Below are 26739 nucleotides of genomic sequence, written 5' to 3'. Positions count from 1 at the left end.
AGCCATGCAACACCAGAAGATCCTGATCCTCGATTTCGGCTCGCAAGTCACTCAGCTGATTGCCCGTCGCGTGCGCGAGGCCCACGTGCTGAGCGAAGTTCATCCATGCGACGTCTCCGACGAATGGATTCGCGACTACGCCAAGGACGGCAGCCTGAAGGGCATCATTCTTTCGGGCAGCCACGCCAGCGTCTACGAAGAGACGACCGACAAGGCCCCGCAGGCAGTGTTTGAGCTCGGCGTGCCGGTGCTGGGCATCTGCTACGGCATGCAAACCATGGCGCACCAGCTGGGTGGCAAGGTCGAGGGCGGCCACAAACGCGAATTCGGCTTTGCGGCCGTTCGTGCGCGCGGCCATACCGAGCTGCTCGAGAACATCGCTGACTTCACGACCGACGAGGGTCACGGCATGCTCAACGTCTGGATGAGCCACGGCGACAAGGTCACCGAGCTGCCACCCGGCTTCAGGCTGATGGCTTCGACTGAAAGCTGCCCGATCGCCGGCATGGCCGACGAAGATCGGCATTTCTATGCCTTGCAGTTCCATCCCGAAGTCACGCACACGCAGCAGGGAAAGGCGATCCTCGATCGCTTCGTGCTCGGCATCTGCGGCGCCAAGCCCGACTGGGTCATGCGCGATCACATCGCCGAAGCTGTCGAAGCCATCCGCAAGCAGGTGGGCGACGAGGAGGTCATCCTCGGGCTTTCAGGCGGCGTCGATTCGTCAGTGGCGGCTGCGCTGATTCACCGCGCGATCGGCGACCAGCTCACCTGCGTCTTCGTCGACCATGGCCTCTTGCGGCTGAACGAAGGCGACATGGTGATGGACATGTTCGTCGGCAAACTGCACGCCAAGGTGCTTCGCGTGGACGCGAGTGAGCTCTTCCTGGGCAAGCTGAAGGGCGTCAGCGATCCCGAAGCCAAGCGCAAGATCATCGGGGGCGAGTTCGTCACCGTCTTCAAGCAGGAAGCCGCCAGGCTCACCAGCGCCGGCGCGAAAGGCGCCAAGTGGCTGGCACAGGGCACCATCTATCCGGATGTGATCGAGTCCGGCGGCGCCAAGAGCAAGAAGGCCGTGACGATCAAGAGCCACCACAACGTGGGCGGCCTGCCGGAGCAATTGGGACTGAAGCTGCTGGAACCTTTGCGCGATCTGTTCAAGGACGAAGTGCGCGAGCTTGGGGTGGCGCTCGGGCTGCCGCCTGAGATGGTCTATCGCCATCCCTTCCCCGGGCCGGGCTTGGGCGTGCGGATTCTGGGCGAGGTGAAGAAGGAATACGCAGACCTGCTGCGCCGCGCCGACGCGATCTTCATCGAAGAACTGCGCAATTTCACGGACCCGAGCAGCGGCAAGAGCTGGTATGACCTCACGAGCCAGGCTTTCACTGTCTTCCTGCCGGTGAAGAGTGTGGGTGTGATGGGCGACGGCCGCACCTACGACTACGTCGTGGCGCTGCGCGCTGTGCAAACCAGCGACTTCATGACGGCGGACTGGGCGGAGCTGCCCTATGCGTTGTTGAAGAAGGTGTCGGGGCGGATCATCAATGAGGTGCGCGGGATTAATCGCGTGACCTATGACGTGAGCAGCAAGCCGCCCGCGACGATTGAGTGGGAGTGAGCCGAAGCCGAGACACAGTTGATACCCAGCTTGACCACGGTCGCAGCTACGACCTGGCACCTTGCACTGAGCAAGCGGCGACAGACTGGGTCTACTAGGCTGATGTCACCGTGCTCAGACCAGCTTGCCAGCCTCACTGATCGGTATGGGCACAGTCATGTCCAACAACATCTGCGCCATACCCTTCCCCAGCGGGTCCATCCGCATCGATGAAGGGCCGCCGCCGTCGAGCGCATCGTGGAGCAGCAAGTTCATCCCGGCGATGCCCGGCAGATAGAAACGCTCGATTTTTCCATGCACCAGATGCGCAAAATACGCGCTCACCGCCTCAGGCGTGATGCGGCACCAGATGAGGGGCAACCATTCGGGCCGGCGCGCCACGAGCCCGATGTTCGACAGGTTGCCCTTGTCGCCGCTGCGCGCCCAGGCGAGTTCAATCAATCGCACTTCGACTTGCTGGCCACCGTCGCCCTCGAAGGGCGGAGGCTCGCAAGTGGCAGTCGCGCCCACATCGTCCGTATTCATCGGTACCGTTACCGAGTACGACTGACCGTCCAGCACGAAAGATACCGGCACCGCCTTCTTGGCGAGCAAGAAAGCAAAGGGCTTGATCAACGGCGACACCGCCGGTCGGCCGCCTCCGGGGCCTGTGGTGCCGGGTGACCACGATGTGCCCGATGGCGCAATTTCGCGCGCGAACATGGCCAGCGCCGCCTTCTGGGGATGGTTCGCGACCACCCGCATCATGACTTCGCGCACGTGGCGAGTGCGTGCGTGCGGCCCGTAGAGCGACTCGGCACCGATCACTTCGATATACGTCGACGTGAACGGCGGCAAGCCCATGTCGACGAGGATTTCGCTGGTTCTTTCGATGATGGATTCAGCGGTGCGCACCGCCTTCTTCTCGGCGTCGATACCGATGATCACCATGCTTGCGGCGCAGCGGAAGCCATCGAGTTGGGTGGCCGACACTTTGTAGTGGGGAGACGGTGCACGGCCGCGTGCCGGGCTCACGTACACGCGATCGGCGCCTTGCTGCTCGATAGTCACTTCGCGGAAGTCGCAAGTCACGTCAGGCAGCATGTATTCGCCTGGGTCACCAATCTCGTACAGCAACTGCTCAGCCACACAAGCACGGATCACCTTGCCGCCGGTGCCTTCCGGCTTCGTCACGACAAAGCTTCCGTCGGCATGGCATTCGGCGATGGGATAGCCGATGTGGGTCCAATCCGGAATGTCTTTCCAATCGGTGTGAAGTCCGCCGGTTGCCTGGCAGCCGCATTCGATGATGTGGCCCGCGAGGCTTCCCGAAGCGAGCAGGTTGTAGTCGTCCGCGCGCCAGCCGAACTCGTGCATGAGCGGGCCCAACGTGACGGCACTGTCGACGCAGCGCCCGGTGATGACCACGTCGGCACCGGCTGCCAGCGCGGCGGCGATCGGAAGTGCGCCCAAATAGGCATTGGCGCTCAATGCTTTCTCGGGCAGCGATTCATCAGTGAACATGTCTTTGGTGCCGGCGTCGCGCACCTCCGGCATCCGTGCGCTCACGTCGTCGCCCTCGATCACCGCGATGCGCAGCGTCACGCCTTCGGCTTCCGCCAGCGCCTGGAGTGCAGTCGCGCAGCCGTGCGGATTGATGCCGCCGGCGTTGCTCACGACCTTGATACCTTGGCGCTTGACGTCCTTCAGCACCGACTTCATCGCGATGTCGACGAAATCCGTCGCATAGCCCAATTCTGGCTTGTTGGCGCGCGCCGCGGCGAGGATCGCCATCGTGGTCTCGGCGAGATAGTCGAAGACCAGATAGTCGAGCCGGCCGAGTTTCACCAGTTGGGGCGCAGCCACCATGCTGTCCCCCCAGAAGCCGGAGGCGCCTCCGATGCGAACAGTCTTCTGCACAGGAGGTGACGTGGGCATGGGCGTGGACGCGGTCATGGGTGGCGAGCGACTCTATGGCTGCGAAAGGAACAAGCTTAGGCGAGGAGCGCGGCAGACGCTTGCGCCAAGTCGCTGCGTGGGGGCAAGCACCCGGCGCGAAAACACCCAGCGAGGCACTGCGGCATGATGACCCGGCCTTGGTTCGCCGCTATTCTTGTTTTTGCCATGTCATTGCCTCCACCTACCGCCGAGCGCCTTCCCGCCCACGGCCGCACTATCACTATCCGTGGGTATCGCCGCAACGACGGCCTATGGGACATCGAAGGCCATCTTCGCGACGTTCGCGATCAGAGTTTCAAGTTTCCGGGCGGCGAACGACCCGGCGGCGAGGCGATCCACTCGATGTGGCTGCGGCTGACGGTCGACGATTCGGCGCTCATTGTCGACGCCGTGGCGGCAACCGAAGATTCGCCGTTTCCGGACGCCTGCGGCGACATCGCGCCCCACTATGCAGATCTGATCGGCGTGCGCGTGGGCGCTGGATTCAACCGTCACATCTCCAAGCTCTTCGGGGGCATTCGCGGCTGCACGCACATGTCGGAATTGCTTCGGACCATGGCGACCGGCGTGGTCCAGACGCTTGCGGGAAACACCCTCGCCGTTTCGGACACGGAGAAGCCTTTTCAGCTCGACGGCTGCCACGCGTTGGCGACGGACGGGCCGCGCGTGGCGCAGTTCTATCCGCGCTGGTATCGACCGGCACGATGAAGGCGCTGGCCGGGTGGCATTGATCTCCAAGCTCCGGGTCCGTTTGCGCGCTTGAAGCTGATGCAGCCAATTCGCACAAGACTGGGCAGGTGCCGTTGCCTAAGCTTGGCGAATGGCCACCATTGAATCCACCATTGCGTGCGGCAGCGGGTCCTTCAAGGCGAATGCCGAGGGCATGAAGGCGCTGATCGAGCGCGTGCGTGCCTGCGAGCAGCGCACCATCGCCGCATCGGCGAAGTCCCGCGAGCGCTTCGAAAAGCGCGGTCAGTTGCTGCCACGCGAACGGCTCTCCCTTCTGCTCGACCCGGGCACGCCGTTTCTCGAGATTTCATCGCTCGCGGGCCTGGGGCTGGACAACGCCGATCTGGAGAAAAGTGTCGCGGGCGGCGGCGTGATCGCGGGCATCGGCTGGGTGTCGGGCGTGCGTGTCATGGTCAATGCGTCGGATTCGGGCATCGACGCCGGTGCGCTGCAGCCGATGGGCATACCGAAGCAGTTGCGCGTGCAGGAACTCGCACTCGAAAACAAGCTTCCATACGTTCAACTCGTGGAAAGCGCGGGCGCCAATCTGATGACCTACAAGGTCGAGGAATTCATCACCGGCGGAAGCCTGTTTCGCAATCTCGCGCGCATGTCTGCAGCAGGATTGCCCGTGATCACCGTGACGCACGGATCTTCGACGGCGGGAGGCGCCTACCAGACAGGCTTGTCCGACTACATCGTGATGGTGCGCGACCGTTCGCGGGCTTTTCTGGCCGGGCCGCCGTTGCTCAAAGCCGCCACGGGCGAAATCGCGACCGAGGAAGAACTCGGCGGCGCGGTGATGCACACCTCGATTTCCGGCCTTGGCGACTACCTTGCGGAGGACGACCGCGACGCCATCCGCATTGCACGCGAAATCCTCGCCAACATCGACTGGAACCGCGATTTGCCGCAGGAGCCGCCGCGACGCTTCAAGCCGCCACGCCATGACCCCGAAGAACTGCTCGGCATCATGCCGATGGACCCGAAGCGGCCCGTCGACATGAAGCAGGTGATTTCGCGCATCGCGGACGATTCGGACTTTCTCGAATTCGGCGAGAACTACGGCAGCGCTACGGTCGTCGGTCACATCAAGATCGAGGGCGTTCCATTGGGTGTCGTGACCAACAACGGCCCGATCGATCTGGCCGGCGCGACGAAGGCAACCCACTTCATTCAGGCTTGCTGCCAGTCCAAGACGCCGATCCTCTATCTCAACAACACGACCGGCTTCATGGTGGGCAAGGACTATGAAGAGGGCGGCATGATCAAGCACGGCTCGAAGATGATCCAGGCCGTGACCAACGCGACGGTGCCGCAGATCACCATCTATTGCGGCGCTTCCTTTGGCGCCGGCAACTACGGCATGTGCGGGCGCGGCTTTCATCCGCGGTTCTGCTTTTCGTGGCCGAATGCCAAGACTGCAGTGATGGGCGGCGAGCAGGCAGCGCGGACGATGGTCATCGTCACCGAGGCGGCGATGAAGCGCAAGGGCGAAGTCGACCAGGCAAAGCTGGATGATCTGGAGCGCCGCATCATCGAGCGCTTCGACAGCCAGATGAGCGTCTTCACGACCAGCGCGCGTGTGCTCGACGATGGCGTGATCGACCCCTGCGATACGCGGGCCGTGCTGTCGACGGTGCTTTCAATCTGCCGTGAAGCCGAATTGCGCCAGCCGCAACAGATGCAGTTTTCCGTGGCCCGTCCTTGAGCAGGCTGAGTCCTGAGACCATTCATGACAGCACCCGCATCCATTTCGCACGCCACGCCTTTCCACAAGGTGCTCATCGCCAATCGAGGCGAAATTGCATTGCGCGTGATTCGAAGCGCTCGCGCTCTCGGCTATCGCACGGTGGCGGTCTATTCGACCGCAGACAGGCTCGCTCGCCACGTGCGAGAGGCCGACCAGGCCGTCTGCATTGGCGAGCCGCTTCCGGCGCAGTCCTACCTGAACATTCCTTCCATCATCGAAGCCGCGAAACGCACGGGTGCCGATGCGGTGCATCCGGGCTACGGATTTCTTGCGGAGAACGAAGACTTTGCGCAAGCTTGCAAGGATGCAGGGCTGGTGTTCATCGGCCCATCGGCCGAGGTGATCGCTTCGATGGGCAACAAGGCCGCCGCCAAGGCGTTGATGCAGGCAGCCGGCGTGCCGTGCATCATGGGCTACCAGGGCGATGGTCAGGGCGAAGATTGCCTCGGACGGGAAGCGGCACGCATCGGCTTTCCCGTGATGATCAAGGCAGTGGCGGGCGGGGGAGGTCGGGGCATGAGGCTCGTCCCGTCCGCGGACGAGTTTTCAGGCCTGTTGCGCAGCGCGCGATCGGAAGCGCAGAGCGCCTTCGGCAATGCGGATGTGCTCCTCGAGCGCGCCATCGTCGAGCCGCGCCACATCGAAATCCAGATTCTTGCGGACCGCCACGGCAATGCGATTCATCTTGGCGAACGCGATTGTTCCGTGCAGCGCCGTCACCAGAAATTGATCGAAGAAGCGCCGTCACCCGCGGTGGACCCCGAGCTTCGCGAACGCATGGGTGCGGCTGCACTGGCAGCGGTAAAGGCGATAGGCTACGAAGGCGCAGGCACGCTTGAATTCCTGCTCGACCGCGAAGGCAATTTCTACTTCATGGAGATGAACACCCGGCTGCAAGTCGAGCACCCCGTGACCGAGGCCGTGACCGGACTCGATCTGGTGGAATTGCAGCTGCGAATCGCTGCGGGCGAGGCACTGCCGATTTCGCAAGAGCAAGTCCGATTCGACGGCCATGCCATCGAAGTGCGGCTGTGCGCGGAAGACGCCGACAAAGGCTTCATGCCGCAAAGCGGGACGGTCGCTCTCTGGAAACCGCCGAAGCGGTTGCGTGTCGAAGACGCATTGCATGACGGCGTCGAGATACCGCCGTTCTACGACTCCATGGTCGCGAAGATCATCAGCCACGGCCGCACGCGCGATGAGGCGCGACGCAAGCTTGCGTCGGGTCTGGAAGACATGGTGGCGCTCGGTGTGACGACCAACCAGGCCTTTTTGCGGCGTTGCATTTCCCATCCGGCATTCGCGAGCGGCCAAGCCACGACGGCCTTCATCGGCCAGCACATTGAAGAATTGCTTGCCATCGACGCTGTCGCGCGCGAGCGCGCCACTGCGCTTGCTGCCGTGCTGCTTTGTGAGACAAGCGTGGAGCATCGTCCCCCGTCGAATGAACGTCGCATGTGGCACAGCGTGCCAAATTCTTTGCGCTTCGAGATCGACGGAAAGCTTTGCAATGCGAGCTTGGTCGGCTCTCAACAGCGCTTCGATGTCACTTTCACGGAAAAGAGCTACGAGGTCGAACTCATGTCTCTCAGCGATGAGGCCGTGCGCTTCATCTGCGATGGCGTGGTCGAAGGTGTTGCCTACCATCGAGACGGACCGGCGCTCCTGATCGGCTATCGCGGTCTGTCGTTCCATATCGAAGACAAGACGCGCGCTGCCTCGGTCCGGCAGGGCGACGCCGGCGGAGACGGCAAGCTGCGGGCATCGATGAATGGACGCGTGGTGGCGATATCGGCCGAGGCGGGGCAGCAGGTCAAGGCCGGCCAGGCGATCGTGACGCTGGAGGCGATGAAGATGGAGCACGTCCATATCGCTCCGGCGAGCGGGAGACTTGCGGCCCTGCACGTGGCGATCGGTGATCAGGTGGCAGCCAACCGCGTGCTCGCCGAGATCAATCCGATTCCGCTTGTGACTGCCATTGCGATTGAGATTCCGGGTCCGGAGCCAGCGCGAAGCTGCTCTTGAGGCCCTGGGTGGCCGAGGGGCCCACCCACAAGTCGAATGAACCGGCCTCGACGGTCGGCTTCAGGTCCTGACCGATGAACATCAAGTCGGCGCGAGACAAAGTGAAATCCACATCGACCGTTTGACCGGGCTTGATCCGCACCTTGCGAAAACCCTTGAGTTCGCGCACAGGTCGCGTCACGCTCGCGGCCCGGGCGCCAATGTAGAGCTGCACGACTTCGTCCGCGTCGCGTGCGCCGGTGTTCGTCACGCGCGCGCGCAGATCGAGCTTGCCATTCCAATTCATGCGCCCTGATTTGAGTTCGAGCGAGTCATAGCGCACTCGCGCATAGCCCAGCCCATAGCCAAAGGGGTAGAGCGCGTCGTTGGTGGCATCCAGGTAGCGAGCCTTGTACATCTGCGCTGGCGCGTTGGCGAGCTGCGGCCGGCCAGTGCGCTTGTGGCTATAGTAGTAGGGCACCTGGCCCGGTGTCTGCGGAAAGCTCACGGGCAGGCGGCCGGACGGATTTGCATCGCCGAAGAGCACGTCAGCGATGGCGGGTCCGGTCTGGGAGCCCAGGAACCAGGTGACGACGATCGCATTGGCGCCCCGCACAGCGCCCTCGAGTGCGAGTGCCCGGCCATTGCGCAGGAGGATCACCACGGGCTTGCCTGTCGCAGCCACGGCATTCGCGAGATCCTGCTGAGCTTTCGGGATTTCGATGTCCGACCGTGACCGCGATTCGCCGGACATTTGTTCGTTTTCACCAATCGACAGCACCACGACATCCGCATCCTTGGCCGCTGCCACTGCCGCGGCAATGCCGCCTTCGAGGGGCGCGTCCACGTCCGAACCTCGCACCACCGTCAGCGAATCGGGCGAAGACAGGCGGCTGCGCAGTGCATCTTCAATGCCGACCGGCGGCGCCTGATCCGGAAAAATGCGCCATGGGCCGAACAGGTCCGACGTGCCGGCGAAGGGCCCGATCAAGGCGATCTTCTTGCCGGATTTGGGCAGCGGCAGCAGATCGCCCTCGTTCTTGAGCATCACGATGGAGCGGGTCGCCGCTTCGCGCGCCAACGCCTGATGTGCAGCCATGTCGAAGCGGGAGCCTGTCGGTTTGTCGTCCAGGCCACGGAAGGGCTGGTCGAACAATCCGAGCTTCGTCTTGACGCGCAGCACACGGCGGACTGCTTCGTCCAGCCGCGACTTCGGCACCTCGCCCGCCGCCACGAGCGCCGGGAGGTACTTCATGTACAAGCCGCTCTGCATGCTGACGTCGGTGCCGGCGAGGAATGCGCGCCGCGCCGCTTCCCGCCCATCCGCGGCAAAGCCATGCGCGATGAGCTCTTCGTCGGCCGTGTAGTCCGACACGACGAAGCCCTGAAAACGCCATTCGTCGCGCAGCACGCCCGTCAGCAAGGATGGATTGGCGTTCGACGGAATGCCGCCGATCTCGTTGAAGGCGCTCATGATCGACAGCGCGCCGGCGTCGATGGCCGCCCGAAAAGGCGGCAGATAGACCTCGCGCAATGTTCGGTCCGACAGGTCGACGGTGTTGTAGTCCAGTCCACCCTCGGCGGCGCCGTAGCCGGCGAAATGCTTGGGCGTGGCGAGCATCGAGTCCGCGCGCGACAGATCGGCACCCTGAAAGCCATGCACCCGCGATGCCGCGAACTGGCGGCCGAGGTAAACGTCTTCGCCAGCGCCTTCGACGCCGCGGCCCCAGCGCGCGTCGCGCGCGATGTCGACCATCGGTGCAAAAGTCCATCGGAAGCCATCGGCACTGGCTTCTTGCGCCGAAGCCCGCGCCGTGCGCTCTGCCAGCGCCGGCTCCCAGCTCGCCGATTCGGCCAGCGGGACCGGAAACACGGTGCGAAAGCCATGGATGATGTCCGCGCCGAAGATCAGCGGAATGCCCAGGCGCGATTCATTGACGGCCGCTTGCTGCGCTTGCCGTTTGCCTTCAAGGCCTTCGTCGTTGAAGAGACCCGTCACGCGGCCGGCGCGGATGTCGGCCAGTTGCTGGTCGACGCTTTGTTTTGCGGCTTGCGGGTTGGCCACGATGTCCACGCCGGCGGGCGCGTAGAGGCTGAGCTGGCCGACTTTTTCTTCGACGGTCATGCGGGCGATCAGCGATTCGATGCGCGCTTCGCCAAGCGATTGATGGACCGTGGTGGAACAGCCTGTGATGCCAGCCGCGAAAAAGAGGAGGAGGGCGGCCGCTGCCGGAAATCTGCAAACACTCATGGCGACCATTTTCGCGGATGGCGCGCGCAACGAGGCTGCTCGGGGACAATCGGGCGTTCCTTTCTCCGCTTCCGCAGGGTCCGAACCATGTACATGCCTCCGCAGTTCAATGCCACCGATCGCGCAATCGCCTTGGAGTTGATGCGCGCGCACGCCTTTGCCAGCCTGATTTCGACCGACGACGAAGGATTGCCCTTTGTCAGCCATCTGCCGCTGGTGGCGGACGAAAGACCCTCCGGCGAACTGGTGCTGCTGGGGCATTGCGCCAAGCCCAACCCGCACTGGCGCTACCTGCATGAAAGGCCCAGGGCCGTGGTGACTTTCCTCGGCCCGCACGCCTACATGTCGCCTTCTGTGTATCCCGACCTTGCGCGAGTTCCGACCTGGAACTACCTGGCCGTGCACTGCACGGTCGAGGCAAGCCTGATCGAGTTACCTGCCGAAAAGGATGCGCTCCTCAAGCGCCTGATCGGCCAGCACGAGCCGGCGTATGCGCAGCAGTGGCGCGACCTGGGCGAGGAGTTCCAGAACAAGATGCTCAACGGCATCGTGGGGTTCGAACTGCGCGTGACTGCGCTCCAGTGCAAGCTCAAGCTCAATCAGCACCGCAAGGAGTCGCATCCCGCCATGCACGCGCAATACAGCGTGGGCTCGTCCGACGAAAGGGCGCTCGCCGGATGGATGAAGCGTCTAGGCATGACCGTGACCGACGGAATGAAGGCGGAGGATATCTGAGATGCGCGCCCTTGGACTCATCGGACTTCTGATGGCGCTGCTCATTGCCGGGGTGCTCGTGAAAAAGCAGTTGAACGTGGTCGCCGCTCCCGTTTTGCCGGCCGGCGCCGCCGCGGCGACTGGGGCCGCGCCGACCGGCGACGTTCGTGCCCAGAGCCAGCAGATTCAGCAGCAGATCAAGCAATCCATCGAAGCGGCGCAGCAGCCGCGTTCCATGCCGGATGACAACTGACGCGCATTGGATGGAATCGGCGCTCGCGGAGGCGAGGCAGGCCGCGGACGCCGGCGAAGTACCGGTCGGCGCGGTGGTGATCAAGGGCGGCGTGCTCATCGCCAGCGGACGCAACGCCCCCGTCGCGCTGCACGACCCCAGCGCGCACGCTGAAATCAATGCGCTGCGCGCGGCAGGGGAGGCGCTCGGAAACTATCGCCTCGATGGCTGCGAGCTCTTCGTGACGCTCGAGCCCTGCGCGATGTGCGCCGGCGCGATGTTGCATGCGAGGCTGAAGCGCGTCGTGTTCGGCGCGAGCGATCCGAAGACCGGCGCGGCGGGCTCGGTGCTTGATCTGTTCGCGCAATCGCAACTGAATCACCACACTGCCGTCAAAGGCGGGGTGATGGCGGCGCAATGCCAGAAGCTTTTGCAAGGGTTTTTTCGCGGTCGCCGCGGCGCGCTGCGCGAAGCAGCCGAACCGTTGCGCGACGATGCCTTGCGCACGCCGGCCGAACGTTTCAGCGCGCTGGCTGACTACCCCTTCGAATCGCACTACGTGTGCGACCTGCCGAGCCTGCAGGGATGGAGGATGCACTACCTCGACGAAGGCCCCACCGAGGGACTATTCGCGCTCCTGTGCCTGCACGGGCCGGGTGAATGGAGCTACTTCTTTCGGCACCTTGCCAGTCTCGGTCAGCTTCGCGTCCTGGCGCCGGATCTCATCGGCTTCGGCAAGAGCGACAAGCCCAAGCGCGAGGCGATCCATCGGCTGGAGTGGCACCGCGATGTGCTGCTCGAATGGATCGACCAACTCGACGCCAGACCGCTCGTGCTGGTGCATAGCGCGGGCGCGTCCGGGCTGGCCTCGCTTCTCGTCGATGCGGCTCCCGGGCGTTTTGCCAAGGTGCTTTGCGCGCCCGACGAAGGCGCCCAGGCCGCCGATGCATGGCGAGCACCGTTCGCTGACCGCGGCTATGAGGCCGGCCTCCGAGCGCTGGGGGCCGTTCAAAGACGTGTCTCGGGCCCTTCGGCAGCGCAGGCGGCACAAATCGCCAAGGATGCGATGGGATACTTCGCCCCGTGAAAAAACACATCTATATCTATTCGCCGTCCAGTGCGGTGCGCGACAAGGCCGCTTTCAAGCGGGGCGTCAAGCGCCTCCAGGCATTGGGCCACGAGGTCGAGATCGACGAAGCCGCGCTTGCCACCCATCAGCGCTTTGCCGGCGACGATGCCGTTCGGCTGGCCTCCATCTCGCGTGCTGCGGCCAGCGGCGCCGACGTGGCACTCATCTCGCGTGGCGGGTATGGGCTGACGCGCATCCTCGACGCGATTCCGTACAAGGCCGTTGCCAAGGCCATCCATCGCGGCACCGAGTTCGTCGGACTCAGCGATTTCACTGCCTTCCAGAGCGCGCTGTTGGCGAAGACCGGCAGCGTGACCTGGGCCGGCCCGGCAATCGGCGAAGATTTCGGCGCGGAAGCAGGCGCGGACGACATCATGGAAGCCTGCTTCGACGACCTGCTGTGCGGGCAGGGCGAAGGCACCGGCTGGCGGATGCCGGCGCGCGACGCGGCCGACGTGGGCTCGTTTCGCGGCATTCACGGCGCGGTGCTGTGGGGAGGCAATCTCTGCGTGCTGACCAGCCTGCTCGGAACGCCATATTTCCCGACGATCGATAAGGGCGTGCTGTTCCTGGAGGACGTCAACGAGCATCCTTATCGCATCGAACGCATGCTCGACCAGTTGCGCCACGCCGGCGTTCTCGCGCGCCAGAAAGCGGTGATCCTGGGACAGTTCACGGGGATCCGAAAGGTGCCGCACGATCGCGGCTTCGGCATGCAGACCGTGACGGCGAGATTGCGGGAGTTGATCAAGGCGCCGGTGTTGACCGGGCTACCTTTTGGTCACGTGCCGACCAAGGTTCTGCTGCCGGTCGGCGCGAAGGTGGAAATTGCCGCCGACGGGCGCGACGTCTTCATGGTCTGGGGACATCGCCACGCTCATTGAGCGTTGACGTTGAACCTCGAGCGCTGGGCGTCGCTCGGCTCAGGTGGTGATGCGCTGGTGGGTCCTCGGACCCATCGTGTGCGGGAGGCCGCCCTTGAACAGGCGATTGATCTGGCGCATCTGGCGTCGCGCTGCGACTTCACCGTCGACCGCGCTCAGCGCCGTCAGCACATCCTGGCGCAGATACCAAAGCGCCTCGAGGTCGCCCGCGAAGCGCACGCGCTGTGCAACACGTTGCACCGAGTGCCCCCCGTGAACCTGCAGGAGCGACAGCATGGCGGTGCGAATCCGACCCATCTGACGGTCCGCGGAACGACGCGAGCCGAAACCTGGGAGAGACAGAATGCGGAAGAACCTGCTGAGGGAGACCATTGCGTAAAGGCGGGTGCCGAGAGCCTTGATGAGTGAGTACGTTACGGCGGCCCCCTTTCACGCACAAGAGGCGAAACGACATTTCGCGTTTAAAAACAACATACTTCACGATTCACTTCAAGCTTTGGTCCAATAAGAGTACGGAAGTGTTACTTGTCTAAATGCAACAGTTGCAACCAGGGTCCGCCAAAATGAAAAAGCAACAGGTTCAAGCTGAAGTCGCGCGATTTGGCTCCGGAAGGCCGTCTTTTTTTGCTCCTTTGCCATAATCCGGAAGCGAGAGCTACCAAAAACTGCACACATGGGCGCCGAATCCACTGTCGTATTTGCTGACTTGACGGGGAGTACCAGGGTCTTCGAGGCCATGGGAAACGCGCGCGCGACCGAGACGGTGACTCGGCTGACCCAATGGATTGGTGGTGTGTGTGAATCCCACAGTGGCCGGGTCGTGAAGACGCTCGGCGATGGCGTGCTGGCCGTGTTCGGAAACGGCATCACGGCCACCCGTGCCGCGCTCGAAATGCAGCGCAATCATCAGAAGCGGCTGCAAACCTGGCCTGCGCCTCTGCGCATGGAGCTTCAGATCGGCGTCGCGAGCGGGGAAATCGTGCAGGTCGATGGCGATTGCTATGGCGACGCCGTCAACCTGGCATCGCGCCTGAGCGATCTCGCAGGCCCCGGCCAGATCTGGGCGACCGAATCCGTCATCGATCAATTTCATGGCGGCGAAGTCCGTCATCGCAGCCTCGGCCCCATCAACATTCGCGGCAAGAACGAGATGCCGATCGTTCACAGGATCGACTGGCAGGACGAGGTCTCCGAGTTCCTGACGATGCCGGCTTCGCTGGTTCAGTCGGCGCGAGCCGCCGATTCATCCTTCGGGCAGATCGAGCTGGCTTGGCTCGACGTGCGCTCGATGTTTCGGGCCGAAGAGTTGCCCATTCACCTGGGCCGGGTCGACGAGGCGCAATTCGTGGTCAACGATCCCCGCGTTTCACGCCTGCATGCACGCATCGAATCGCGCAATGGCAGCTGCGTGCTCGTGGATGTCAGCACGTACGGCACCTGGGTGCGCTTTCATGGCACGGCTGGCGCCAGCGGCGAGATCGCACTGCGGCGCGACGAATGCGTGTTGCATGGCAGCGGCGAAATAGGCCTGGGGGCGCCGCTGAGCGACTTCAGCGCGCCGACCATCTCGTTCAACACCACGGGCGGAAACGTGCTGCTGGCGCGACGCGACGTACGTTGAAGCTGCCGGGGTGCCTCAAGAGGCATCAGGTGTACGGGGCTTATCGGGCATATGGGGCATATCGGGCATTTCCGACATGCCCAATTCCGAACATATCCGAGTCACCACGGTTTTCATTTTCGAGAGCTCGGTCTCCAGCCGCGCGACATGGGCCTTGAGCGCGGCGACTTCGCTCAACGAGATCTCGTCGGCGCCCGTGGAAGCTGCTGGCGAGGCCAAGACCTCCGCAGGCTCGCCGCCGAGGAGATGGGTCCAGCGGCTTTCGCGCGAGCCGGGCAGGCGCGGCAATTTCACGACAAGACTACCAGCAGGCCGCTCGGCCATTTCATCCAGGAAGCCTTCAACGGACGAGATGTCGGCAAAGTTGTGCATGCGGTCTGAGGCGATGCGAAGCTCTCCCGCGGTCTGCGGTCCGCGCAGCATCAGCACGGCCAGCAGGATGATCGATTGCGATGGAATCCTCAACACGCCATCGATGTTGTGCGCGTAGCGAAACACGCGGCCGCCGCTGGTTTCCTGCACGAGGCTAAGGCCCTTCAGGCTTTCGATCGCACTCTGGGCGTCCGAATCCGTGATCTCGAGGATTGGGTTGCGACTGGTCTTCTGGTTGCAGCCCGCGACCAGCGCGTTGAGGGTGAGCGGATAGCTGTCGGGCACCGTCCGCTGCTTTTCAGCGAGCACGCCAAGCACACGGGTTTCAAGAAGCGAAAGAACGGGAAGAGGGCTGGACATGGCAGGAAATCGGGGTTGGTTTTTTGCGCGATTTGCGCGATCTGGTGCACGGATGTAGCTTAGCGATCAAACTGACGACGCCTTGCCAATCTCCTGTTGTCCCGCTGCTCATTCAGGAGGCAATGCGGTGGGAACCCGCGTGGATACACGCGACCCGTAGGCGACTCCCGCGACTTCACACAGTGTTATCCACAGAATGGCGGCACAACTTCGGCGGGGGCAGCCCGCACACAGCGCGTCAGGTCTGTTGCTGCTCGGCCACTCGGGCGAGACGTTGCATATCTTCGAGCAGAAGACGCAACGGGGCGGCGAGCAATGGGTCGGGAGCATCTTGGCCCCGCGCGCGGGTCGTAGCGCGCAAGGCGGCCAGATCGGGCTGGCCGCGCCCGGCGAGAACGTCCGCGACGCTTGCGAGCCCGGCGCTGACGGCCTGCGCCGCTTCGCCCGCGCAACGAAGCGGCTGCTGCTCACCCTTGACGCGCAGCACGCGGTTGAGCAGCGAGATGTCCTGCACGATGCGGCCGGTCAAGCCGACGATGTTCCTGTGGTGCCGCCCGTCGGCCGCAACATCCGCGCGCTTGAAGAACCGTGATGCCCGATCGGCGCTAGCTGCAAGTGTCGTCAGCCGATCGAGCGCCGCGCGAACAGCCGCGCCTGCTTTCTCCGCGTCGGACTCGTTGCGCGCCGCGCGTGCATCCGCTTGCTGCAGGAGATGCGCCAAGCGTCGAAGCAACGTCGCGCAACCTGTTCGAAGGCGGTCGCCGGCACGGTACCTCGAAGAGGCCATGGCGATCGCCATCGCGACTGCCACGCCGATGAGAATCTGCGCCATCCGCAGCAATGCCACTTGCAACGGCGAATGGCCCGGCAGGCCTCCCGCCGCAAGAATGATCAACGCGGCGACTGGAGCGCTGCGCAGCCCAGGGCTCGCGGCACTGGCGAAAGACAGCAGCACGACCACCGTGAGCGTCGTCGCCAGCGCATGGGCGCCCATGTGCTGCAGGTAGACACCAATCAGCCCGCCAGTCACACCGATCAGCGTGCCCTTGGCGCGATCCCAGCCGGCGTCGAATGTGGATGCCGAATTCGGCCGCATCACGATGAGCGTGCTCATGACTGCCCAGAAATGCTCGGGCAGACCCGCCAGGCTCGAAGCGAAATAGGCGAGCACGACCGCGGCGGCGAGCTGCAGCCCATGGTGGCGCTTTTCGGCGTCCATCGAAAACCAGCTCATGCGGCCTCCGCGTCGTGTGTCTCAGCGGCGAGCACCTCGGAGATGCTTTCGATCAACGTGCAAGCCTCCAGCAGCACGGCGCGTTCGTGATCTCCGAGCGTGGTGCCGATGACCTTGGCCAGCGAAGCTTCGCCCGCGTGCACGGCGGCTGCGAGTCGCTTCGAGCCCGTCCGGGTCAGGCTCAGCAGCGATTGGCGCCCGTCGGATGCATGAGCCTTGCGGGCGATCCAGCCGTCTTCTTCGAGCTCTGCCAGCAGCCTCGTGAGAGATTGAAGCTTGACGCCTTCACGCGCTGCGAGATCGGTCGGCGTCATTGCGCCGGCGCGGTAGAGCTGGCCAATTGCACTCAGCTTTGCCGCGCTGAGACCGCCTTGCTGCGGCGAAGGGCGCAAGCGCCGGGCCAGAAGGGTGACGGCCCCGCGCAGGCGGATGGCGCAGTGTGCTGAATCGGGAGGAGGTTGGGTTCTGCTCATGCAAGGTACCAAGACGCGTCGTAGTTTTCCGGCTACCGGATGCTAAGACATGTCTTGGTAGATCGCAACCGCAATCGCAATCGCAATCGCAATCGACGATCAAATGGTCAACGGTAAAGATTCAACGATGCGCTGGCGCGCCGGCTGCATCTTCCATGTCCGCGCTGTACGCCCCCTGGCTCGCGGCGGAATTCAGCCGTGCGCGCTTGAGCAATGCCTGCTGTGCCGCGCCGACATTGGCTGAGCGGCCCTGCCACGCCTGGAGCGCCGGGTCCTGCAATGCGCGTCCGTACGAATAGCTCAGGAGCCACGGGTGCGGCCCCAGTCGATTCAGCGCGTCAAGATTTGCCGTCGCCTCGGCAGGAGACTGTCCGCCGGACAGGAAGTTGATAGTCGGCACCGCGGCCGGCACGGTGCGCCGCAGTACGCGCAGGGTATGCGCCGCGACTTCGTCGCACTTCGATTGCCGCGCCTGGGACTTGCCCGGAATCACCATGCTCGGCTTGAGGAACATGTGCTCGAGTGCCACGCGATGGCGATCCAGCGCATGGAAGACTTCGCGCAGAACCGTTTGCGTGACCTCGGCGCAGCGCGCCAGGGTGTGACTGCCGTCGATCAGCACTTCGGGTTCGACGATCGGCACCACATCGAGCTCCTGGCAGACCGCCGCATAGCGCGCCAGAGCCTCGGCATTGGCTTTGACGGCTGCGCGGCCGGGGAGGGTGTCGCTGATGTTGTAGACGGCCCGCCACTTTGCGAATCGTGCGCCATGTTGCTTGTAGCCTTCGAGGCGTTCGGCGAGCCCGTCCAGCCCTTGGGTGATCTCGTCGCCGGGCGAAAGCGCGAGCGGGATCTTGCCCGCGTCGACCTTGATCCCGGGCACGATGCCTTGTCTCGCCGCAAGCCGAGGCAGCGGCTCGCTATCGTCCGAAAGCTGGGTCAGCGTTTCCTCATAGAGGATGACGCCGCTGATGTACTGGCCGAGTCCCGGCGTCGAAAGGAGCAGGCTTCGGTATGCACGCCGGTTCTCCTCGGTTGAATCGACGCCGATCGTCTTGAAACGCTTGGCAATCGTCGGGCCGCTTTCGTCGGCGGCAAGAATGCCTTTGCCCTTCTGGGCGATCGCTTCGACGGTGGCCTGGAGTGCGGTGGGGTTGGTCATGGCAGTCCTCCGTGTGAGTCGTCCAGTCTCATACCGGAAGGTGCCGTGATGCAAGCCCGCCTTGCAGAATTATTGAAGATGTTTGCCCGATTCTCCGGCTGACTCCTGCAAGTGGAGACAAGCGCCGTCAAGATGCCTAAGCTTCGGTCCATGCTGACATCCACCCACAATGCATTGCGCAGCGATCGGCCTGACGATCAACTGCAAACCACCGTGATGAGGGCCGAACTTGCCGCCATGATCGACCGCATCACGGTCACTGACGGCGGCCATGAAACGGCCATACCGCGCCTGATGCTGGGCCGCGCGTCGCAAGTGCAGCATCCCGTTCACTCCATGCACGAGCCGGCGTTTTGCGTTCTGGCGCAAGGCAGCAAGCGCGTTTTGCTGAGCGACGAGGTCTACGTCTACGACAGCAGCCAATATCTCGTCGTGGCGCAGAACCTGCCGGTGGCAGGGCAGGTGGTCGATGCATCGCCCGAAGCACCGTACCTGGGCCTGCGCCTGAGCTTTGACGTCAAGGACATCGCAGCGCTCGCGCTGGAGATGAGGCTGGGTGAGGCGCTTCCGAAGCGGGCGTCCCAGCGAGGCATCTTCACTGGCGAGTTGTCGACCACGCTGCTGGACCCGGTGCTGCGGCTGACCAGGCTGCTCGACTCTCCCGAAGACATCCCCGCGTTGGCGCCGCTCATCACGCGGGAAATCCTGTACCGGGTGATGAAATCGCCGGATGGCTGGCGGCTGGCCCAGATGGCGGTCGTCGACGGCCACAGCCAGCGCATCGCCCAGGCGATCGGCGTGCTCTCGCGTCGCTTCCAGGAGCCGCTTCGCGTGGAAGACCTCGCGGACGAAGTCCACATGAGCGTGTCATCACTGCATCAGCATTTCAAGGCGGTGACCGCGATGAGCCCGCTGCAGTTCCAGAAGCAGCTGCGCCTGCAGGAGTCGCGACGAATCATGATCAGCGAAGACGTGGACGCCGCCACGGCAGGGCACCGGGTGGGGTATGAAAGCCAGTCGCAGTTCAATCGCGAATACAGCCGTTTCTTCGGCTTGCCGCCGGCACGCGACATCAAGCGCCTGCGTGAGCTTCAGTTGGGCCGCGTGACCAGCTGAAGCGCTTGACGAGCGCGGCAGAGGCCGCAAAACCGTTCCCACGGCTTGCAAATGTCAGTGGCGCACCCGAAGCGGTGTGCCGCAGAAGGGCGTTCGTCCATCGACGCGCCCATTCAATTCGAAGAGGTCAATCATGAAGATTCATCTGAAGCTGAACGACAAGGTGATTCCGGCCACGTTGGCGGACAACAAGACGGCCGAGGAGTTCGTCGCCATGCTGCCCCTGACGATCACGATGCACGATCTCTTCAAGCGAGAGAAATTCGGGCCGTTGCCAGGCGCCATCTCGGGGACCGGCATGCGCACCGACCAAGGCTATGAAATTGGCGACCTGATCTGCTGGGCTCCCGGGCCGGATCTCACGATCTTCTACGGGCACGACGGGCAGACGCTCAGTGGCGCTGTCCACATTCTGGGAAAACTCGACTTCGGGGCAGAGGAGTTCGGCGTTGCCGGGCCGCTCACAGTAACCATCGAAGTGCCGGAGACGGATATCGACCAGACGACGCTCGATCTGCTGAGCGCTTGTCGCCAGCGCGCGTGCTCCAGTGTAGGTTGGCGGACGGCATCGTGAGGATGCGTCTTACACACAGGCGCTGACCGCCGTCTCGAAATTGGCTGTTCGGCGGAATGCCTCCGATAAGGAGCAGCAAATGGATGCGCGAGAGCTTGTGCATAGACGACGTCGGCGCTATCAGCGGTTTTTCAGGCGTGCCTTCATGGTCGGGGCCGGTCTCGCGCTGATCTTGTTCGGCGTGCCGCTCCTGTATCCAGCGCCCGTTGCGCCTTACGCGCCGGTGCCGAGCAACGCTACCACTGCAAGGCTGATTCCCTATGAGCTGGTTGACTCGCAGGTGCTGCTCGTGTCGATTCTGCTGGCCTTTGTGCTTTGGTCGCTCGCAGGCTGGATTACGGCGACGGTGTTGCTCTGGCTTGAATCCTTCAGAGACTCACATTCAGCGCGGCCGCGATTCCACACGCGGTGACATGTTGCGCGCTGAAGCGTGGCCGGCTATCTGCGGTGTTGCGGAGAAGGGCGTCTTGGAGAAGGAGTCTTCAGGCTCTGGATGATGAGCCGTTTGGACACGTTGAATCACGCGCGTTTGAGTTTACATAATATACATTGCATTCTTCGAATCGACAGCGACTCACCCAGAGCCATCAATGCCCATTGCGCTGCGTTGTCCGGCCCGACCTCTGTCGTTCCAGTGCAATCGCGCCTTCCGCAAACGCGACGAGTTCGTCCGAAAGCGGCGCGCCAGGCACAAGGACACCCACGCGTTCGGCCAGCGCTTGCAACTGCGCGCGCAACGACTCCGCGTTCTCAGGGATCGGGATCTCCGCATCTTCAGGCATGGCAAGTCCTTTGGTCCACAGCACTTGCAGACCTTGCTTCGATGCAATCACCCAGCACGTAGGAGACGAACCCGCAGCGCCACCGGCGAACGCAGCGGCTATCGAATTTCAGCGTGGAGACAGCTTCAGAGACACCGGCAGTTCATGCACAGCTGCCCGCAAGATTTGCGGCATTCCTTGCGAAGACATCGCTGTCCGATGGGCTCCTGGAGCCTCTCTCCAGCGACCAGGCGCGTTTTGGCGGATGGCACGCTCGTTGCACACCGGCAGTTCCCATCCACCAAACAAGGCGCCACTTCGCCTGCCAACCATTGGAGTGCTCACCATGATTCGACCAGCGGCTCTCGCCTTGATCACGGCCTTCGTCGCGCAAGCGGCCTTGGCTCCACAACCCATCCATGCGCAGCCCGCGCGCTCATCCGACGCGTCATCGTCGTTGTCCTCCAACAAGCTTTCGCGCACGGACACCAACGCGCTCAAAGATATGGCGCAAGCCAACATCAACGAAGTCGCGGCCGGCAAGGTCGCCTTGCAGAACGCGCAGAGCCCGCAAGTCAAGCAGTTCGCGCAAATGATGATCGACGACCACACCACCGGCCTGAAAGAAGTCCAGCAGGTAGCTGAAACCAAGGGCGTGAAGCTGCCCGATGGGCCGGACGTGATCCACAAGACGGAGTCCAAGGCGATGTCGAGCCTGCATGGCGCGGAGTTCGACCGGCAATACATGAAGAAGGCCGGCGTCTCCGATCACCGCAAAGTGCATGACCAGCTTGAAAAAATCAGCAAGAACGCGAAAGACAGCGACGTGAAGAACCTCGCCGAGAAGATGCTGCCGGTGGTCGACGGCCATCTTCAGCACGCCCAGAGCATGAGCCGCGACGGCGGCAGTGCCAAGCCCTGACAGTCCGCCGCCGATCGCTCGCCTGCTCTCGAAAGCGGTCCGGCATCAAACGTTTTTTCCACCCCCTCCAAAGCAAGGAGCTTTCATGTTTTCACACAACAAGCGACTGCAATACACGGTTCGAGTGAGCGAGAGCAATCCCGGTCTCGCCAACCTCATGCTGGAGCAGTTCGGCGGGCCGCAAGGCGAATTGGCTGCGGCGTGCCGCTATTTCACGCAGGCATTGGGCGATGACGATCCAGGCCGCAAGGACATGCTCTTCGATATCTCCACCGAGGAGCTGAGCCACCTCGAAATCATCGGCACCATCGTCGGCATGCTCAACAAGGGCGCAAAGGGCCAACTGGCAGAGGGAGTCGAAGAGCAAGGCGAGCTCTACCGCACCATCACCGCAAACGGCAATGACAGCCACGTGACGCAGGTGCTCTATGGCGGTGGCCCGCCGCTGGTCAACTCTGCAGGCGTTCCGTGGACGGCCGCCTACATCGACACCATCGGCGAACCAACCGCGGACCTGCGTTCGAACATCGCCGCCGAGGCACGCGCCAAGATCGTGTACGAGCGCCTCATCAATCTCACCGATGACCCTGGCGTGCGCGACGCCCTCACCTTCCTGATGACGCGCGAAATCGCGCACCAGAAGTCGTTCGAAAAAGCGCTCTATTCCATCGAACCCAACTTCCCGCCGGGCAAGCTGCCGGGCGATCCGCGCTTCACCAGCGTGTACTACCGCATGTCGAACGGCGGCGATGGCATGCGCGGTCCCTGGAACCAGGGCGGGCAGTGGAACTACGTGCCGATGACGCAGGAATCCTCGCCGGTAGACGGCGGCGATGGCATGGCGACGGTCTCGCTGGGCGAGGAGGAAATGTCGACGGTGCAGCAGATGGCCGCGCGCACGCAGTCGCAGAGAGATGGCGACCCCACCACGGGTGCGGAACTGGGCCAGGGCCAAACGGCCGAGACCATGAACCCGGTCGACAGCGCGGCTGTCTCGGGCAAACCCGTGGCCTGAAGGCGGCGGCATTCGCCGATTCATCGGCCGCGGCCGGCCGAGGTCGGCCCGATGCACGCGCGAAGGCATGCGTGCATCAGGGTTTCCGGGTTGAAGTTGCCGAAGTGCTTTGCTCAAATGACGGGATCATGAGCGAGACGGACTTCACGATGCTGCGGCAGCGAATGATGGCCGAGATCGCCGCCAAGACGATCTTCTCGACCACGTACCTGGGCAAGGCTGCGCTGGCATCGCGAGTCATGAAGGCCTTGGCAACGGTGCCGCGCCACGCCTTCGTGCCCATTGAGCTTCAGCCTTACGCCTACGTCGACTCCCCTTTGCCGATCGGCTTTCACAAGACGATTTCGCAACCGTTCATCGTCGCGGTGATGACCGACCTGCTCGGCGTACAACCGACCGACACCGTGCTCGAAATCGGCACTGGCCTGGGCTACCAATCGGCCATCTTGGCGGAACTGGCGCACCGGGTTTACTCTGTTGAAATCATCGAGGAACTGGCCGAACAAGCGGAACAACGGCTCGCCGACGAAGGCTACGACAACGTCCAGATCAGGATCGGAAATGGATGCCAGGGCTGGCCCGAGCGCGCGCCCTTCGACAAGATCATGGTGACGGCGGCCCCTGAGCTGATTCCGCCGGCCCTCATCTATCAACTGAAGCCCGGCGGAACAATGGTCATACCCGCCGGATTGCCCGACGCCCAGCAGCTCATCCAGCTCAAGAAAGACGCACAGGGTTCGGTGACCACCCGGGAAATCTTCCAGGTACTTTTCTCGACACTCGAAGACGTCACCTCGACGTGAGTCGTCGGCTGCGGACCGCGCTTGCCAGTTGGTCCAGTACCGGAACGGTCTGCGCGAAGCTGATGCAGGCATCGGTGATCGAAACGCCGTGCTTGAGCGGCACGCCGGTGACGAGGTCCTGCCGCCCTTCCTCCAGATTGCTTTCGATCATGATGCCGGTGATGCGCCGATCGCCTTCGGAGATCTGCTGCGCTACGTCTTGCGCCACGACGATCTGGCGCTGATGCTGCTTGCTGCTGTTGCCGTGAGACACGTCGATCATGACCTGCTCCCTCAGGCCACTCGCTTGCAGCGCTTGGCAGCTCGCGGCCACGTCGGCGGCCGAATAGTTCGGCGATTTGCCGCCGCGCAGGATCACATGGCAGTCGTCGTTGCCGCGCGTCTCGAAAATCGCCGCCATTCCCATCTTGGTCATGCCCATGAAGGCATGCGGCGCCCTTGCAGCGAGGATGGCGTCGGCGGCCACCTTGATGCTGCCGTCGGTTCCGTTCTTGAAGCCGACCGGGCAACTGAGCCCCGAGGCGAGCTGGCGGTGGCTCTGGCTTTCGGTGGTGCGAGCGCCGATGGCGCCCCAAGCGATGAGATCGGCGATGAATTGAGGGCTCAACAGATCGAGAAATTCGGTGCCGGTGGGCAGTCCCAGCAGCGTCAGTTCACGAAGCAGGCGCCGCGCGCGCTCCAGGCCTTCGTTGATCGCGAAGCTGCCATCCAGATGCGGGTCGTTGATGTAACCCTTCCAGCCGACGGTGGTTCGCGGCTTCTCAAAATACGTGCGCATGACAATCAAGAGATCGTCTTCAAGATCGTCGGCCGCCTTCTTCAAGTGGTGGGCGTATTCGATGGCCTGGTCATGGTCATGGATCGAGCAGGGTCCGACCACGACGATCAACCTGTCGTCGCGTCCATGCAGGATGTCGGCGATGGCCGACCGGCTGTCCTCCACCAGCGCAAGCGTCTCGTCTAGCACCGGCACCCTCTCCTGCAACAGCGCGGGCGTCATCAGCGGACGCACGGCGCCGATGCGCACGTCATCGATGCGCGTGGTGTCGATGGTGCTGTCGCGGGAGCCGATCTCGGCGTCGTGGAGAGGATCGTCGAGCTTCGGCATAGGAATAGGCATGGCGTCGGTTGAGAAAGCCGACATTTTCCATCACGAGAACTTCGGAAAAGGTGATTCGGATTGTGTTTGGGTGTTCAATGCGCAGGCTCGACGCATCAACAAGGGATTTGCAGCATGAAGTTTGGAAGGATCGTCCTCGGAACAGTGGCCGTGGTTGCCGTCGCCGGTGCAGCGGGCTGGTTCAGCCTCGACAAGGAAACCCGCGCGTTGATCGCCACGATGCCGACCGACCGCGACCTGCTGTTCTGGAGCCAGCCGCAGCGCGATGCTGCATTCCGTGCGCTCGACCGTCTGCCGGTGCTCGCCAAGGCACACGTCGTGGACGCCGGCCCCACGCCCTCGCCTCTTCCGCCAGGCCCGCCACTGGCGCTGCCGCTTGACGTCGATGCCTTCATGGCGGAGCAAAGGAGCGCTGCGGTCGTCATCCTGCACGACGGCAAACTTCGCCTGGAGCGCTACGGACTGGGCTTCGACCGCGAGGGACGATGGACGAGCTTCTCGGTTGCCAAATCGATCACCTCCACCCTGCTCGGCGCCGCAGTCCGTGAGGGCAAGATCCGCAGCCTCGATGACAAGGTCAGCGACTACATCCAGGAGATGAAGGGTTCGGCGTATGACGTCGTCAGCATCCGCCAATTGCTGACGATGACCTCCGGCGTTCGCTGGAACGAAGACTACGCCGATCCGGACTCCGACGTCGCGCGCTTCAACAACCACAAGCCCGAGCCCGGCGTCGATGCGCTCGTGAGCTACCTGCGCCGACTGCCGCGTGCCGCGCCGCCCGGCACCCATTGGAACTACAGCACGGGCGAAACCAACCTCGTGGGCGTGCTGCTGGCCCGGGCCATTGGCAAGCCGCTGGCTAGCTATCTCTCGGAAAAAATCTGGGTGCCGGCCGGCATGGAGCAAAAGGCGACATGGCTTCTGAGCAGCACCGGGCAGGAAATCAGCGGTTGCTGCATCCAGGCGGCGACGCGCGACTTCGCGCGCTTCGGCCAGTTCATCCTCGATGGTGCGCGTGTCAACGGGCAGCCGGTGGTCGCGGACGGCTGGCTGGCCGAAGCGACCACACGCCGCGCGGACATCGGCCAGCCCGGCCGCGGCTATGGCTTCCAGTGGTGGACCTACGACGACGGCAGCTTCGCGGCGCGCGGCATCTTCGGCCAGGGGATCTTCGTCGACCCGAAGCGCAGACTGGTGATTGCGTCCAACGGTGACTGGCCGGTCGCGACAAGCCGCGCCGAGAGCGCCGCGCGCGAAGCCTTCTACAAGGCCGTGCAGAAGGCGATCGACGACGAAGCGGCGGGCAAGCCCGGCAGCTAGTAGCGCGTTTGTCCCATTGGGAGTCTGGCAAAAAGTCGGCCACCCCAAGGCGGCCGAAAGCCCCAGCTCGCCTGGGACCAAAGGAAACTACCTTGTTGTCAGGCACGAGGCGTGTCGATTGTCGAAAAGAAGCGCCGGCCGGGCTATCCCTGCGGGCACGTACGTGTTGCTAGGTGGTGGCCGGGATTTACCCGCCATGAGGGCGGATGAAGAATGGACTCGCTTGTGATCGAACATTGGCGCGGTCGCGGCGAGAGTCTGGTCCAGTCAACATTCATCAAGGAGCACGCAATGAACAAAACTCTTGCAATCATGCTCGCCGCGTTTGCGGCGACCGGTGGTGCGTACGCCCAGAACCCGCCGGGCGCTTCATCGCAGGAGCAGGTCATCACCAACAGCAAGCCGCAGCAACGCGCGCAGGCGAAGGACAATGCAAAAAAGCACGGCGGCGACAAGAAGATCGGCGGCGACGAAATCAACTCGGCCGAGAACGACGACTTGGGCTCGGGCAAGGCAGCAGCGGCCGGACAGACAAAGGCCAATACCCGCATGAAGAAGAATTCAAAGGACAACGCTGCCCAATATCCTGCTCCGCCCAACACCCCCGGCATGCCAGCAGCCAAGTAGCTCG

26 protein-coding genes are annotated in these 26739 nt (G+C 63.3%); 17 read left to right on the top strand and 9 right to left on the bottom strand.

Annotated elements, in window-relative coordinates; translation table 11 throughout:
- Positions 1-4: 4 nt before the first annotated feature.
- Entirely contained in the window at positions 5-1618 is a 1614-nt protein-coding gene (guaA, locus tag AC1DEK_RS00675) for a glutamine-hydrolyzing GMP synthase (RefSeq protein WP_478123277.1), read from the top strand.
- A gap of 114 nt (positions 1619-1732) precedes the next feature.
- Here the strand turns inward: guaA and AC1DEK_RS00670 are convergent, their stop codons facing one another.
- The gene (locus tag AC1DEK_RS00670; protein WP_478123276.1) at positions 1733-3553 is read right to left on the bottom strand and encodes an acyclic terpene utilization AtuA family protein; all 1821 of its coding nucleotides are present in this window, start codon (positions 3551-3553) and stop codon (positions 1733-1735) included.
- Between the two features lie 168 nt (positions 3554-3721).
- Between AC1DEK_RS00670 and AC1DEK_RS00665 the strand changes: the two genes are divergently transcribed.
- The 3 genes from AC1DEK_RS00665 to AC1DEK_RS00655 all read left to right on the top strand — a co-directional run bounded on the left by AC1DEK_RS00665 (position 3722) and on the right by AC1DEK_RS00655 (position 8063).
- On the top strand, positions 3722-4264 hold the full coding sequence (locus AC1DEK_RS00665) for a DUF2889 domain-containing protein (protein WP_478123275.1): 543 nt from the start codon (positions 3722-3724) through the stop codon (positions 4262-4264).
- 112 nt (positions 4265-4376) lie between these two features.
- Positions 4377-5996 carry an acyl-CoA carboxylase subunit beta gene (locus AC1DEK_RS00660; protein WP_478123274.1) on the top strand — a complete coding sequence of 540 codons (1620 nt, stop codon included), beginning with the start codon at positions 4377-4379 and terminating at the stop codon, positions 5994-5996.
- A gap of 24 nt (positions 5997-6020) precedes the next feature.
- Positions 6021-8063, top strand: a complete 2043-nt coding sequence (locus AC1DEK_RS00655) for an acetyl-CoA carboxylase biotin carboxylase subunit (protein ID WP_478123273.1) — start codon at positions 6021-6023, stop codon at positions 8061-8063.
- On the opposite strand, the gene AC1DEK_RS00650 is transcribed toward AC1DEK_RS00655, so the two are convergent.
- A complete protein-coding gene (locus AC1DEK_RS00650; protein ID WP_478123272.1) occupies positions 7990-10293 on the bottom strand; it encodes a glycoside hydrolase family 3 N-terminal domain-containing protein in 2304 nt (767 codons plus the stop codon). The two genes, AC1DEK_RS00655 and AC1DEK_RS00650, sit on opposite strands and share 74 nt — an antisense overlap.
- A gap of 87 nt (positions 10294-10380) precedes the next feature.
- Between AC1DEK_RS00650 and AC1DEK_RS00645 the strand changes: the two genes are divergently transcribed.
- The 4 genes from AC1DEK_RS00645 to AC1DEK_RS00630 are packed head-to-tail and all read left to right on the top strand — an operon-like array spanning position 10381 to position 13252.
- Positions 10381-11028 (top strand): FMN-binding negative transcriptional regulator, encoded by a 648-nt coding sequence (locus tag AC1DEK_RS00645; protein ID WP_478123271.1) that lies wholly within the window; start codon positions 10381-10383, stop codon positions 11026-11028.
- A gap of 31 nt (positions 11029-11059) precedes the next feature.
- Positions 11060-11260, top strand: a complete 201-nt coding sequence (locus AC1DEK_RS00640; RefSeq protein WP_478123270.1) for a hypothetical protein — start codon at positions 11060-11062, stop codon at positions 11258-11260.
- Positions 11261-11270: 10 nt separating this feature from the next.
- Positions 11271-12326: a tRNA adenosine(34) deaminase TadA gene (gene tadA, locus AC1DEK_RS00635; protein ID WP_478123269.1), complete on the top strand. Its 1056-nt coding sequence runs from the start codon at positions 11271-11273 to the stop codon at positions 12324-12326.
- Positions 12323-13252 (top strand): LD-carboxypeptidase, encoded by a 930-nt coding sequence (locus tag AC1DEK_RS00630; protein ID WP_478123268.1) that lies wholly within the window; start codon positions 12323-12325, stop codon positions 13250-13252. The genes tadA and AC1DEK_RS00630 overlap by 4 nt, the downstream gene beginning before the upstream one ends.
- Positions 13253-13291: 39 nt before the next feature.
- Here the strand turns inward: AC1DEK_RS00630 and AC1DEK_RS00625 are convergent, their stop codons facing one another.
- Positions 13292-13549 (bottom strand): hypothetical protein, encoded by a 258-nt coding sequence (locus AC1DEK_RS00625; protein ID WP_478123267.1) that lies wholly within the window; start codon positions 13547-13549, stop codon positions 13292-13294.
- A 376-nt stretch (positions 13550-13925) separates the two neighbouring features.
- On the opposite strand from AC1DEK_RS00625, the gene AC1DEK_RS00620 reads away from it, so the two are divergent.
- Positions 13926-14873, top strand: a complete 948-nt coding sequence (locus AC1DEK_RS00620) for an adenylate/guanylate cyclase domain-containing protein (protein WP_478123266.1) — start codon at positions 13926-13928, stop codon at positions 14871-14873.
- A gap of 15 nt (positions 14874-14888) precedes the next feature.
- Here the strand turns inward: AC1DEK_RS00620 and AC1DEK_RS00615 are convergent, their stop codons facing one another.
- The 4 genes from AC1DEK_RS00615 to AC1DEK_RS00600 form a co-directional block, all read right to left on the bottom strand.
- Positions 14889-15605, bottom strand: coding sequence for a YceH family protein (locus tag AC1DEK_RS00615; protein ID WP_478123265.1), 717 nt, complete (start codon positions 15603-15605; stop codon positions 14889-14891).
- Between the two features lie 238 nt (positions 15606-15843).
- Complete coding sequence (locus AC1DEK_RS00610; protein WP_478123264.1) at positions 15844-16839, bottom strand: FUSC family protein; 996 nt, start codon at positions 16837-16839, stop codon at positions 15844-15846.
- Positions 16836-17312, bottom strand: a complete 477-nt coding sequence (locus AC1DEK_RS00605; protein ID WP_478123263.1) for a MarR family winged helix-turn-helix transcriptional regulator — start codon at positions 17310-17312, stop codon at positions 16836-16838. Before AC1DEK_RS00605 ends, AC1DEK_RS00610 begins: the two co-directional genes overlap by 4 nt.
- Before the next feature lie 121 nt (positions 17313-17433).
- A complete protein-coding gene (locus AC1DEK_RS00600) occupies positions 17434-18474 on the bottom strand; it encodes a class I fructose-bisphosphate aldolase (protein WP_478123262.1) in 1041 nt (346 codons plus the stop codon).
- A gap of 150 nt (positions 18475-18624) precedes the next feature.
- Between AC1DEK_RS00600 and AC1DEK_RS00595 the strand changes: the two genes are divergently transcribed.
- The 3 genes from AC1DEK_RS00595 (at position 18625) to AC1DEK_RS00585 (ending at position 20576) form a co-directional block, all read left to right on the top strand.
- Positions 18625-19590: an AraC family transcriptional regulator gene (locus tag AC1DEK_RS00595; protein WP_478123261.1), complete on the top strand. Its 966-nt coding sequence runs from the start codon at positions 18625-18627 to the stop codon at positions 19588-19590.
- 133 nt (positions 19591-19723) lie between these two features.
- Complete coding sequence (locus AC1DEK_RS00590; RefSeq protein WP_478123260.1) at positions 19724-20164, top strand: cyclophilin-like fold protein; 441 nt, start codon at positions 19724-19726, stop codon at positions 20162-20164.
- A 145-nt stretch (positions 20165-20309) separates the two neighbouring features.
- Positions 20310-20576 carry a hypothetical protein gene (locus AC1DEK_RS00585; RefSeq protein ID WP_478123259.1) on the top strand — a complete coding sequence of 89 codons (267 nt, stop codon included), beginning with the start codon at positions 20310-20312 and terminating at the stop codon, positions 20574-20576.
- Between the two features lie 175 nt (positions 20577-20751).
- Here AC1DEK_RS00585 and AC1DEK_RS00580 read toward each other — a convergent pair whose 3' ends face one another.
- Positions 20752-20946 carry an aminoglycoside phosphotransferase gene (locus AC1DEK_RS00580; protein WP_478123258.1) on the bottom strand — a complete coding sequence of 65 codons (195 nt, stop codon included), beginning with the start codon at positions 20944-20946 and terminating at the stop codon, positions 20752-20754.
- 325 nt (positions 20947-21271) lie between these two features.
- On the opposite strand from AC1DEK_RS00580, the gene AC1DEK_RS00575 reads away from it, so the two are divergent.
- The 3 genes from AC1DEK_RS00575 to AC1DEK_RS00565 all read left to right on the top strand — a co-directional run bounded on the left by AC1DEK_RS00575 (position 21272) and on the right by AC1DEK_RS00565 (position 23665).
- Complete coding sequence (locus tag AC1DEK_RS00575; RefSeq protein ID WP_478123257.1) at positions 21272-21847, top strand: DUF4142 domain-containing protein; 576 nt, start codon at positions 21272-21274, stop codon at positions 21845-21847.
- An 85-nt stretch (positions 21848-21932) separates the two neighbouring features.
- Positions 21933-22862 (top strand): manganese catalase family protein, encoded by a 930-nt coding sequence (locus tag AC1DEK_RS00570; protein ID WP_478123256.1) that lies wholly within the window; start codon positions 21933-21935, stop codon positions 22860-22862.
- A gap of 128 nt (positions 22863-22990) precedes the next feature.
- Positions 22991-23665 (top strand): protein-L-isoaspartate(D-aspartate) O-methyltransferase, encoded by a 675-nt coding sequence (locus AC1DEK_RS00565; RefSeq protein WP_478123255.1) that lies wholly within the window; start codon positions 22991-22993, stop codon positions 23663-23665.
- Here the strand turns inward: AC1DEK_RS00565 and AC1DEK_RS00560 are convergent.
- A complete protein-coding gene (locus tag AC1DEK_RS00560) occupies positions 23652-24773 on the bottom strand; it encodes a 3-deoxy-7-phosphoheptulonate synthase (protein ID WP_478123958.1) in 1122 nt (373 codons plus the stop codon). The two genes, AC1DEK_RS00565 and AC1DEK_RS00560, sit on opposite strands and share 14 nt — an antisense overlap.
- A gap of 126 nt (positions 24774-24899) precedes the next feature.
- Between AC1DEK_RS00560 and AC1DEK_RS00555 the strand changes: the two genes are divergently transcribed.
- Both AC1DEK_RS00555 and AC1DEK_RS00550 read left to right on the top strand, forming a co-directional pair.
- The gene (locus tag AC1DEK_RS00555; RefSeq protein WP_478123254.1) at positions 24900-26108 is read left to right on the top strand and encodes a serine hydrolase domain-containing protein; all 1209 of its coding nucleotides are present in this window, start codon (positions 24900-24902) and stop codon (positions 26106-26108) included.
- Between the two features lie 291 nt (positions 26109-26399).
- Complete coding sequence (locus AC1DEK_RS00550) at positions 26400-26735, top strand: cell envelope biogenesis protein TolA (RefSeq protein WP_478123253.1); 336 nt, start codon at positions 26400-26402, stop codon at positions 26733-26735.
- Positions 26736-26739: the final 4 nt, after the last annotated feature.

The organism is Variovorax sp. 10N420, from assembly GCF_056394705.1.
The sequence above is the reverse complement of the archived record's forward strand: the minus strand, read 5'-3'. Positions and strand labels throughout refer to the sequence as shown.

Bases quoted from the DNA above. Each gene is read 5' to 3' on its own strand.
- AC1DEK_RS00610 (WP_478123264.1), bottom strand. From the start codon at position 16,839: ATGAGCTGGTTTTCGATGGACGCCGAAAAGCGCCACCATGGGCTGCAG.
- AC1DEK_RS00560 (WP_478123958.1), bottom strand. From the start codon at position 24,773: ATGCCGAAGCTCGACGATCCTCTCCACGACGCCGAGATCGGCTCCCGC.
- AC1DEK_RS00615 (WP_478123265.1), bottom strand. From the start codon at position 15,605: ATGTCCAGCCCTCTTCCCGTTCTTTCGCTTCTTGAAACCCGTGTGCTT.
- AC1DEK_RS00585 (WP_478123259.1), top strand. From the start codon at position 20,310: ATGGTCGGGGCCGGTCTCGCGCTGATCTTGTTCGGCGTGCCGCTCCTG.
- AC1DEK_RS00650 (WP_478123272.1), bottom strand. From the start codon at position 10,293: ATGAGTGTTTGCAGATTTCCGGCAGCGGCCGCCCTCCTCCTCTTTTTC.
- AC1DEK_RS00550 (WP_478123253.1), top strand. From the start codon at position 26,400: ATGAACAAAACTCTTGCAATCATGCTCGCCGCGTTTGCGGCGACCGGT.
- AC1DEK_RS00575 (WP_478123257.1), top strand. From the start codon at position 21,272: ATGATTCGACCAGCGGCTCTCGCCTTGATCACGGCCTTCGTCGCGCAA.
- AC1DEK_RS00595 (WP_478123261.1), top strand. From the start codon at position 18,625: ATGCTGACATCCACCCACAATGCATTGCGCAGCGATCGGCCTGACGAT.
- AC1DEK_RS00565 (WP_478123255.1), top strand. From the start codon at position 22,991: ATGAGCGAGACGGACTTCACGATGCTGCGGCAGCGAATGATGGCCGAG.
- guaA (WP_478123277.1), top strand. From the start codon at position 5: ATGCAACACCAGAAGATCCTGATCCTCGATTTCGGCTCGCAAGTCACT.
- AC1DEK_RS00580 (WP_478123258.1), bottom strand. From the start codon at position 20,946: ATGCCTGAAGATGCGGAGATCCCGATCCCTGAGAACGCGGAGTCGTTG.
- AC1DEK_RS00665 (WP_478123275.1), top strand. From the start codon at position 3,722: ATGTCATTGCCTCCACCTACCGCCGAGCGCCTTCCCGCCCACGGCCGC.
- AC1DEK_RS00625 (WP_478123267.1), bottom strand. From the start codon at position 13,549: ATGGGTCGGATTCGCACCGCCATGCTGTCGCTCCTGCAGGTTCACGGG.
- AC1DEK_RS00590 (WP_478123260.1), top strand. From the start codon at position 19,724: ATGAAGATTCATCTGAAGCTGAACGACAAGGTGATTCCGGCCACGTTG.
- AC1DEK_RS00600 (WP_478123262.1), bottom strand. From the start codon at position 18,474: ATGACCAACCCCACCGCACTCCAGGCCACCGTCGAAGCGATCGCCCAG.
- AC1DEK_RS00640 (WP_478123270.1), top strand. From the start codon at position 11,060: ATGGCGCTGCTCATTGCCGGGGTGCTCGTGAAAAAGCAGTTGAACGTG.
- AC1DEK_RS00660 (WP_478123274.1), top strand. From the start codon at position 4,377: ATGGCCACCATTGAATCCACCATTGCGTGCGGCAGCGGGTCCTTCAAG.
- AC1DEK_RS00620 (WP_478123266.1), top strand. From the start codon at position 13,926: ATGGGCGCCGAATCCACTGTCGTATTTGCTGACTTGACGGGGAGTACC.
- AC1DEK_RS00570 (WP_478123256.1), top strand. From the start codon at position 21,933: ATGTTTTCACACAACAAGCGACTGCAATACACGGTTCGAGTGAGCGAG.
- AC1DEK_RS00670 (WP_478123276.1), bottom strand. From the start codon at position 3,553: ATGACCGCGTCCACGCCCATGCCCACGTCACCTCCTGTGCAGAAGACT.
- tadA (WP_478123269.1), top strand. From the start codon at position 11,271: ATGGAATCGGCGCTCGCGGAGGCGAGGCAGGCCGCGGACGCCGGCGAA.
- AC1DEK_RS00555 (WP_478123254.1), top strand. From the start codon at position 24,900: ATGAAGTTTGGAAGGATCGTCCTCGGAACAGTGGCCGTGGTTGCCGTC.
- AC1DEK_RS00645 (WP_478123271.1), top strand. From the start codon at position 10,381: ATGTACATGCCTCCGCAGTTCAATGCCACCGATCGCGCAATCGCCTTG.
- AC1DEK_RS00655 (WP_478123273.1), top strand. From the start codon at position 6,021: ATGACAGCACCCGCATCCATTTCGCACGCCACGCCTTTCCACAAGGTG.
- AC1DEK_RS00605 (WP_478123263.1), bottom strand. From the start codon at position 17,312: ATGAGCAGAACCCAACCTCCTCCCGATTCAGCACACTGCGCCATCCGC.